The organism is Aeromonas sp. s8 (assembly GCF_040907785.1).
Lineage (GTDB): Bacteria > Pseudomonadota > Gammaproteobacteria > Enterobacterales > Aeromonadaceae > Aeromonas > Aeromonas veronii.
This window is the reverse complement of the sequence record NZ_JBFOCL010000004.1, coordinates 35,798-44,305: the sequence shown is the minus strand read 5'-3', so window position 1 is coordinate 44,305 and position 8,508 is coordinate 35,798. Positions and strand designations below refer to the sequence as shown.

General features: G+C 56.9%; 8 protein-coding genes. 2 read left to right on the top strand and 6 right to left on the bottom strand.

Annotated elements, in window-relative coordinates:
• Window positions 1–97: 97 nt before the first annotated feature.
• A complete protein-coding gene (locus AB5Y86_RS00730) occupies window positions 98–2,239 on the bottom strand; it encodes a methyl-accepting chemotaxis protein (RefSeq protein ID WP_181269140.1) in 2,142 nt (713 codons plus the stop codon).
• Between the two features lie 66 nt (window positions 2,240–2,305).
• Complete coding sequence (gene dinB, locus AB5Y86_RS00725) at window positions 2,306–3,361, bottom strand: DNA polymerase IV (RefSeq protein ID WP_368191754.1); 1,056 nt, start codon at window positions 3,359–3,361, stop codon at window positions 2,306–2,308.
• A 131-nt stretch (window positions 3,362–3,492) separates the two neighbouring features.
• Here dinB and AB5Y86_RS00720 point away from each other — a divergent pair, with 131 nt between their 5' ends.
• Entirely contained in the window at window positions 3,493–3,699 is a 207-nt protein-coding gene (locus AB5Y86_RS00720) for a hypothetical protein (RefSeq protein ID WP_005338629.1), read from the top strand.
• A gap of 110 nt (window positions 3,700–3,809) precedes the next feature.
• Here AB5Y86_RS00720 and AB5Y86_RS00715 read toward each other — a convergent pair whose 3' ends face one another.
• Both AB5Y86_RS00715 and AB5Y86_RS00710 read right to left on the bottom strand, forming a co-directional pair.
• The gene (locus tag AB5Y86_RS00715) at window positions 3,810–4,370 is read right to left on the bottom strand and encodes a DJ-1 family glyoxalase III (RefSeq protein WP_368191750.1); all 561 of its coding nucleotides are present in this window, start codon (window positions 4,368–4,370) and stop codon (window positions 3,810–3,812) included.
• Window positions 4,371–4,407: 37 nt separating this feature from the next.
• On the bottom strand, window positions 4,408–5,361 hold the full coding sequence (locus tag AB5Y86_RS00710) for a ketopantoate reductase family protein (protein ID WP_368191748.1): 954 nt from the start codon (window positions 5,359–5,361) through the stop codon (window positions 4,408–4,410).
• A 200-nt stretch (window positions 5,362–5,561) separates the two neighbouring features.
• On the opposite strand from AB5Y86_RS00710, the gene AB5Y86_RS00705 reads away from it, so the two are divergent.
• Window positions 5,562–6,044 (top strand): YajQ family cyclic di-GMP-binding protein, encoded by a 483-nt coding sequence (locus AB5Y86_RS00705; protein WP_005338634.1) that lies wholly within the window; start codon window positions 5,562–5,564, stop codon window positions 6,042–6,044.
• 107 nt (window positions 6,045–6,151) lie between these two features.
• On the opposite strand, the gene AB5Y86_RS00700 is transcribed toward AB5Y86_RS00705, so the two are convergent.
• Window positions 6,152–6,958, bottom strand: coding sequence for an outer membrane protein OmpK (locus AB5Y86_RS00700; protein ID WP_005349699.1), 807 nt, complete (start codon window positions 6,956–6,958; stop codon window positions 6,152–6,154).
• A 156-nt stretch (window positions 6,959–7,114) separates the two neighbouring features.
• Entirely contained in the window at window positions 7,115–8,494 is a 1,380-nt protein-coding gene (locus tag AB5Y86_RS00695) for an MFS transporter (protein ID WP_043819027.1), read from the bottom strand.
• Window positions 8,495–8,508 lie beyond the last annotated feature (14 nt).

Below are 8,508 nucleotides of genomic sequence, written 5' to 3'. Positions count from 1 at the left end.
GCGTTGAAATACAGAACCCCCGATGCGGTGCATAGGGGGTTCTGAGTAGAGAAATGCTAGTTGAAAATGTGTAAACCTATTTCAGGACTAGACACTTCTATACCTTGAACTGCCCCACCAGCTGCTGCTGTTTATCCGCCAGCGCAGAGAGCTCGCGACCATTTTCGGCGGAGGTCGCCGCCTCGGCCCGAATGGTGTGGCTCACATCGCGAATGTTGCTGACGTTGCGGTTGATCTCGTCCGCCACCCGGCTCTGCTCCTGCGCCGCCCGGGCAATCTGCTCGTTCATCTGATGGATGGTGGAGACCGACTGGATAATCTGCTCCAGCACCTGCACCGAGAGATCCACCTTGGCGAGGGTCTCGTCAGCCTGTCCGTGACCATCGCGGATCGCCTTGACCACGGCGCCGGTACCGGATTGCAGTTGGCTGATCAAAGTCTGGATCTCGACGATGGCATTCTGGGTGCGACCGGCCAGATTGCGCACCTCATCGGCCACCACGGCAAAGCCACGGCCCTGCTCACCGGCCCGCGCCGCTTCAATAGCCGCATTCAGTGCCAGCAAGTTGGTCTGCTCAGCAATTCCCTGAATCACGGTGAGAATATCGTTGATGTTGTCGCTGTTGGCGGAGAGCCGCTCCACCACCGGCTGGGCATCGTTGATAATGGTCATCAGCTTGCGCATCGCCTCCTGGGTGTCGGCAACGACATATTTGCCCTCTTGCGCCGCGGCATCAGTGGTGTTGGCAGCCGCCACCGCCGAGCCGGCATTACCGGAGACCTGCAACGCGGTGGCGCTCAGCTCCTCAAATGCCGTCGCCACCAGATCGATCTCCTGATACTGGGCCTGCATGCCACTGCTGGTGCGCTCAGCCACTTGCGCGGCTCGCTCGGCACTGTTGCGCGTACCGGAGACGGTATCAATCACCTGACTGATGGTGGATTGCAACTTGTTGAGGAAGCTGTTGAACCACTTGGCCAGCTCGCCGATCTCGTCTTGCCGCTGGATCTCGATACGCTGGGTCAAATCCCCCTCACCACTGGCGATATCCTTGAGGCGGGCAACTACAGCGCGGATGGGCGCCACAATCTGGCGTGCCATCAACCAGATAAAACTCAGGGCCACCAGCGAGATCAGCACCCCGATTGACAACTGCGAGACCACGCTGCGATTGGCCTCACTGGCCAGCTCATCTTGCAGTTGCTGGGCCGAGGCCAGCACTACTGCCCGTGGCAATTCAATGTAGATGCCCCATTTTCGGTCGGTGCCACGCATGGATACCGGGACAAAGGTCTGCAACAGGGTGCCATCGCTGCTCCAGCGAGTCAGCTCCTGACCCTGACTGAGCCAGCCTTTCAGCTCACTGGCCAGCCCCTGATACTTCTGATCCAGCCCACGCCCCATGGTCACATCGAACTCATCGGCTCCCGCCACGCGCCCCTCGTGACTGACCAGCAATATTCTGCCCTTGCCCTCATAGAGCTCCTTGTCCATGGTGCTGACCAAACTCTGCAAAGTGGCCAGCGAGATATCGACCCCGACCATCCCCAGCAAGGTCTCCTGCTCCAGCAGCGGGACCGTCACCGAGGTCATCAATATCTGTTTATCACCCACATCGTCCAGATAGGGCTCCAGCAGGCAGAGGGCACGGGTGCGAATACTGCAGCGATACCACTCGTTTTCGATTCCACCAGCCTCGGTCGGGCTTTCATCGGCCAGTACATCCTCATTCTGCACTTCCGGCTCTATCTTGCCGTTGTCATAGGCCCAGTAACTGGAAAAACGCCCCTTGTCGTTGGAACCCAGCGCCGTTGAGCCCTGATAGTTGCTGTCTTCCCCATCCAGCTGATCAGGCTCGAACACCGCATAGACACCAAGCAGATTGGTCGATGAGGCAACGGCATCGTGCAGTTGCTGATTGACGGCGCTGCGCAGCGCCTCCGAATGGACAAAGTTCTCGGCCGCATTCTTGCGTTGGAACAACACGCTCTCCGCCAGCAAACTGGCGCGGAAATAGGCCTCATCGAGATAGCTGGTCACCTTGGCCGCCTGCTCCGAGCCCATCGCCTTCATCCAGTTCTCGGCAGACTGCTGCGCCTCGTGCATGGTGGCTTGCCGCACCTGCTGTTGCATCTTGTTCGCGTTGTAAATCGAAGAGGCAACCAGAGCGGCGGCTGTCACCAACAGACAGCAACCGGCGATCAGGGTAATCCGACCCTGGACAGAAAGAGCGCTCATGCCAATATTCCTACGTCATACAGATATGGATAGATTATCGACTTTATAAACAAAAACTTAACTCTCTCACAGCAAATCCAGCGAGAGTTGATTAACTTCACCCTCTTTTGGCAAACCCACCACCAAGCCCAGCAGGCGAACCGAACGCCCTTGCGCCCGCTGTAGCCCCTCTTTGAGCAGGGGAATGAACAAGGCTGGCTGATAGCCACCCTGACTGCGATAGACTGTGGTCTGGTGGAAGTCGGCAAACTTGAGTTTAATCCCCTGCCCCATCACCTGCTCGGCAGGGCACGCCAGCTGAAATCGCCGCTCAAGCTCCGGCAACAGTTGCTGCAATACCGTCAGGCAGGCGGCTTCGTCACAAACATCGCTCGCCAGGGTGGTCTCCACCCCGATGGTTTTGCGGATCCGGTGCGCCTGCACCGGCTGTTCATCCAGCCCCCAGATCCGGGTCGTCAACATCTCCCCCAGCTTGCCAAAACGGCTGCACAGCTCTTGTGCCGACAAGGCCCGCGCATCCTCACAGGTGTAAAGCCCCTGAGCCTCCAGCCGCTCGGCAGTCTTGCGCCCCACCCCGGGCAGTTTGCCAAGTGGCAACTGGCAGACAAATTCGGCCACTTCGTCGGGACGAATGACAAACAGACCATCAGGCTTGCGCTGCTCCGAGGCGAGCTTGGCGAGAAACTTGTTGGGGGCCACTCCGGCCGAGGCGGTCAATCCCAGTTCGGTGACGATGGCTTGCCGGATCTCTTGCGCCATCAGGGTGGCGCTACCGCCACAACAGCGACTGTGGGTCACGTCGAGGTAAGCCTCATCCAGCGACAGCGGTTCAACCTGATCGGTATAGCGGAGGAAAATGGCCCTGAGCTGGCGAGAGATATCCTTGTACACCGCCATTCGCCCAGGGATCAGTACCAGCGGCGGGCAGAGTTTTTTCGCCAGCGCGCTTGGCATGGCGGAACGCACCCCGAACCGGCGCGCCACATAGTTGCAGGTCGAGATGACGCCGCGCCGCTCGGAGGCCCCACCGATGGCGAGCGGCACCTCCCGCAACGCCGGATTATCGCGCATCTCCACCGCGGCAAAAAAGCAGTCCATGTCGATATGGATGATCTTGCGCATACCACTGTATAAATAAACAGACATGGCATCATCTTACCCCAAGGATAACCGCAGCTCTATCTCTCTCGTTGCGGCTAAAATAGTAGACTCCAAGGAGACCTTTACTACCACAATGACAAGGAGCGTTCGGGATGAAATATCTTTGGCTGGGACTCTGTTTGCTGCCGTTGACCGGCATCGGCAAGAACAACCCGACGGCAGAGTGCCGCTGGCTGTACGACCGGATTGAGATACTGGAACAGGCCATCAAGAAAGGGGACAAGCTCGGCACAGAGCAAGAATTGGCACGCTGGAAAACTGAGTACAACAAAAAACAGTGCTCACAGTACGACTACTGAGCCGGACAAGATGGCGTGACCGACAACAGCAGATAACAAACAGGCCCCGATCAAGATGACCGGGGCCCGTTTTCAAAGCATGGCCAGCTGGATTCAGCAACAGAGTGCGCTCAAGGCAGCACCATAGGGCCAGCGACAGTGGCCGCCACCTCATCCCCACGCAGCATCCGGATCAGTTCAAGGGCAAACTCGATGGCACTGCCCGGCCCCTGACTGGTGATAAGGCGATGAGCCTCATCCCTGACTACCCGCTCATGTGACAGCTGCGATGTTGGTAGTCGGGACTGAAAGCCGGGATGACAGGTGACGATGGCATCACACAGCAGACCGTGATGTTGCAACACCACCACAGGGGCGGCGCAGATAGCTGCACGCCAGCGACCAAGAACCGCCTGCTCTTTAAGCAGATCGATGGCCAGCGGGGTATCGCGGATCACTTCGCTGCCGAGCAAACCGCCGGGCACCACGATGGCTTCAAAGTCCCGACGGGTTAGCTCGTCGATATGACAATCGGCCACCAGCTGTACCCCACGCGATGCCTTCACCTGACGGGATCCGGCTGGACAACAAGAGGCCAGCACCACCTCGATGCTGGCACGCACCAGGGTATCGACAATCGCAACCGTCTCTATCTCTTCCGACCCGGGCGCCACCAGCACCAGTACACTCACGTTCGCCTCCTTGCTGCTTGCTCTGCCATGTAAAAGGTCAGACGGCCTGACTCTTCTCTTTGATCGCCTGATAGAGACCCTGATTGACCGGTACGGCAATGCCATGCCGGGCAGCCTTGGCCAGCAGGAAGCCGGTGATGGCCTCAATCTCGGTCTCGCGTCCCAGCTCCATATCCTGATGCATGGAGGAGTAATTGTCAGCGGTCAGTTCCACCACTGTCATCACCCGGCGTTGCAACTCCTCTGCCGTGGTTGCAATCCCTTCGGCACACATCACATCCGCCACCTCCACGCAGATCTGCTGCAGGGCATCGGCAAAACGGGGGCCAGCCAGCTCGCCATTTTTCAGCTTGTAGAGGGCCGTCAGGGGATTGATGGCACAGTTGATGGCCAGCTTTTGCCACTGGCGCGTCAATACCTGTTCATCCCAACCAACCTGACCCAGTGCCAGCGCCAGCTCGTCCGCGAGCGCGGCATGGGCCTTGGCGGCATCGTTGATCGGGCCAAGCCAGGTTTCCCCCTTGCCAGTATGACGGAAGACAAAATGGCCGCACTGCATGGCACCATGACTGGTGACACCGGCAATCACCGGATTGTGCGGGAACATCTCGACCACCTGCTCGGCAATGCCCATCCCGTTGTGCAGCAGCACGATCGGCACGCCGGCATCCAGCTTACCCACCAGCGGCGTCAGTGCGGCAATCACCTGACTGGCCTTGGTCATCACCAGCAGACGCTGGATCTTGCCGGGTTTGCTGACAAATCCGCGCTCGATATTGAGCAGCTGGACATGCCCCTCCAGCGAGGTGAAATCGATCCCCGGATGGAGCGTGGACTTATGATGTTCGCGCAACAAGACACGGGTTGATTGACCACTCTGGGTCAGCAGGGAGGCAAAAACGCCGCCGAGGGCGCCACAACCCAACAGTGACCACTTCGGAGCAACGGGTGGAATAACGGGCTGTCGGGAATTTTTTAATCCGCTTGGCATGATGTGACTCTGTCAGGGTAAGGGTTGCAATCCTCTCAACCTGTTACCGGGGATAAGTGAAGATGTCGCTGGTGGACACTAACGGGTCCACCCGTCCTGTGCGCAGGGGATTCTAGCAGAGCAACCCCATCAAAATCAGCAAATTTGCCCGTTTTCTGGTAGATTTGCCCCCCGATAACGCAACATGAGGAGCTCCGGCTATGCCGTCATTCGATATTGTCTCTGAAGTCAAAATGAACGAGGTGTTGAACGCTGTCGACAACGCCAATCGTGAACTGGCCACCCGTTTCGATTTTCGTGGGGTAGAAGCCAGCTTCGAGTTGAACAAGGAAGAAGTAAAACTGGAAGCCGATGCCGATTTCCAGCTCAAGCAGATGGTCGAAATCCTGCGCGGTGCCCTGCTCAAGCGCAACATCGAAAACAGCTCCATGGAAGTGGGTGACTCGGTTCACTCCGGCAAGCGTTTCCACCTGACCGTCAAATTCAAGCAGGGGATCGAGAAAGAGATCGCCAAGAAGCTGGTCAAGCTGATCAAAGACTCCAAAATCAAGGTACAGGTCGCCATCCAGGGTGATGAAGTACGTGTCACCGGCAAGAAGCGTGACGATCTGCAAGAGACCATGGCACTGGTCCGTGGCGCCGAACTGGGTCAACCGATGCAGTTCCAGAACTTCCGCGACTGATTTATCCACTCAGCCGTGGCGCACTTGATGACTCGCGCCACGCTATCTAAATCGCGGCCATAAAAAAACCGGAGCAGATGCTCCGGTTTTTTGTACCCCAAGTTTTATTAGAACTTGTAGGTAACAGAGAAGTAGTGGCCGAAACCGGTAGACTTGAACGCGTCAGAGTTGTCGATACCGTAGATTTCGTTGAAGTACTTCAGACCGTAGCCAACGGCATAACGGTCGGAATGCCAGTAGATACCGTGGAAGGTTCCCAGACCATCAGAATGACTGGTTTCTTTCATGCCCCAGGTGTAATCCAGATAACCTTGGTAAGAGACGAAGCTGCCATTGGAGAAGGTATAGAAAGGTTTGAACCAGTTCATGGAGAACTGTTGGCCGTTCCAGCCTTCGCCTTGACCACTGAAGGTTTCGTTAGCATGACGCTTGTACAGGTTCATACCAACTTTGCCGAACCACGGCACCATAACGTCAGCACCCAGACCTACAAATGCATCATTCAGGCCTTGTACACCACCGATGTTGAACAGGGTGGCAACGTAAACTTCTTGCACCGGACCAAAAGAGAGGTCTTGGCCAGTCAATGCATCCAGAGATACACGCGGAGCAAACTTCATGAAGAGGTTTTCTTGCTTGTGCTTGTCGCTGTGCTTCGAGTCAAAAATATCGAAGTAATCGACGTAACCATACAGGTCAAAAATGCCTGAACGACCACCAAACTCCATCTCGAAATAAGTATCGTTGTAACCATCCGGACCATGGGGCTTCTGATCGATGGTGTGCATGATATTGAACTGCATCCACTTGTAGTCATTCTTGTGGATATCACCGCTGTAGTCAGCAGCGAAGGCCGGGGTAGCGGCAGCAGCCAGCAGACCGGCAGCGATCAGAGTCTTGGTAAATTTGGCCATTTTATTGGTCTCTTGTGCGTTAGTTGAGGTTTTCCGTAGCCTGCCCACAAGGAGCGAGAGGGATTCTAATCAAATAAAATTGGGGGTGAAACAACTTCTCGGGAACTTTATCCGGAAGTGTGAATCTAATCACCCCCGATTCTACGCAAACGCTTGCTATTTGTCAGCCGTTGAGAGCAACTCACTCCCTTTTCTAGCGACAAGCACAATCAACAACAACACGGGCAAGCCCAATAAACTGGTTCCGACAAAGAAGGCACTGTATCCAATCAGCTCCACAACCTGCCCGGAAAAACCGGCGAGCAACTTGGGTAGCAGCAACATTACCGAGCTGAACAGGGCGTACTGAGTGGCCGAAAATGCCACATTGGTGAGGCTGGAGAGATAGGTCACGAAAGCCGCGGTAGCGATACCGGCACTGAGGTTGTCGAGGGAAATGATGAGCGTCAGCAGTTCCAGATTGTGGCCAACCTGATTGAGCAGGGCAAACAGCAGGTTGGTGCTGGCAGTGAGCAGCGCCCCCAAGAACAGGATGCGCAGCGTACCGAAGCGCATCACCAGCACGCCCCCCAGCGCAGCGCCCACCAGCGTCATGATGACGCCAAACACCTTGGTAATGGTGGCAACCTCGGTCTTGCTGAACTGCATATCCACATAGAAGCTGTTGGACATCACCCCCATCACCACATCGGCAACCCGATAGCAGGCGATCAGAGCCAGGATCAGCAGCGCCGAGCTTCCATAGCGACGAAAGAAGTCGGCAAACGGACACCAGACGGCCTCATAGCCCCAGGCCCCCGCACTCGCCAGCAGCGCTGGCCACCCTTTTTCCAGGAGCTGCGCCTTGCGTTCGGCCTGTTGTTTGCCCTGCTCGGCCAGATCGATATCCGGCTCGTGGCAAAACAGCGTGGTGATAACCCCGAGTGACATCAGACCCGCCATCACCAGATAGGTAATCTGCCAGCCACGATAGTCATAGCCGCTGTTGCTGCCAAACCACGCCGCCAGCGCCAGCGCACCGGCGCCCGCCATGATCATCGCCAGTCGGTAGCCGGTCATGTAAGAAGCAGCCATCGCCGCCTGCAGCCGCTCGGGGGCAGATTCGATGCGATAGGCGTCGATGACGATATCCTGAGTCGCCGAGGCAAAGGCCACCAGCAGGGCAAACATCGCTAGCTGGGCCAGCTCGGTCTTGGGATCGCAGAACGCCATGCCGACCAGCGCAGCGGCAATCAGCAACTGGGAGAAGAACATCCAGCTACGGCGACGCCCCAGCAGCGTGGAGAGCAACGGCAGCGGCATGCGATCCACCAGCGGCGACCACAGCCATTTAAAGCCATAGGCGAGCGCCACCCAGCTCATATAGCCGATATCGGTCAGGCTGACATCGGCCTCGCGCAACCAGAATGAGAGGGTACCGAACACCAGTAGCAGCGGCAGACCCGATGAAAAACCCATGGCAAAGAGAATAAACACCCGAAATTCGAGATAGACGGCGAGGGACTCTCTCCAGCTTGGTTTGCGGATCATGTTCAACTACCTGACGACTT

Bases quoted from the DNA above. Each gene is read 5' to 3' on its own strand.
- dinB (WP_368191754.1), bottom strand. From the start codon at position 3,361: ATGCGCAAGATCATCCATATCGACATGGACTGCTTTTTTGCCGCGGTG.
- AB5Y86_RS00730 (WP_181269140.1), bottom strand. From the start codon at position 2,239: ATGAGCGCTCTTTCTGTCCAGGGTCGGATTACCCTGATCGCCGGTTGC.
- AB5Y86_RS00720 (WP_005338629.1), top strand. From the start codon at position 3,493: ATGAAATATCTTTGGCTGGGACTCTGTTTGCTGCCGTTGACCGGCATC.
- AB5Y86_RS00700 (WP_005349699.1), bottom strand. From the start codon at position 6,958: ATGGCCAAATTTACCAAGACTCTGATCGCTGCCGGTCTGCTGGCTGCT.
- AB5Y86_RS00705 (WP_005338634.1), top strand. From the start codon at position 5,562: ATGCCGTCATTCGATATTGTCTCTGAAGTCAAAATGAACGAGGTGTTG.
- AB5Y86_RS00710 (WP_368191748.1), bottom strand. From the start codon at position 5,361: ATGCCAAGCGGATTAAAAAATTCCCGACAGCCCGTTATTCCACCCGTT.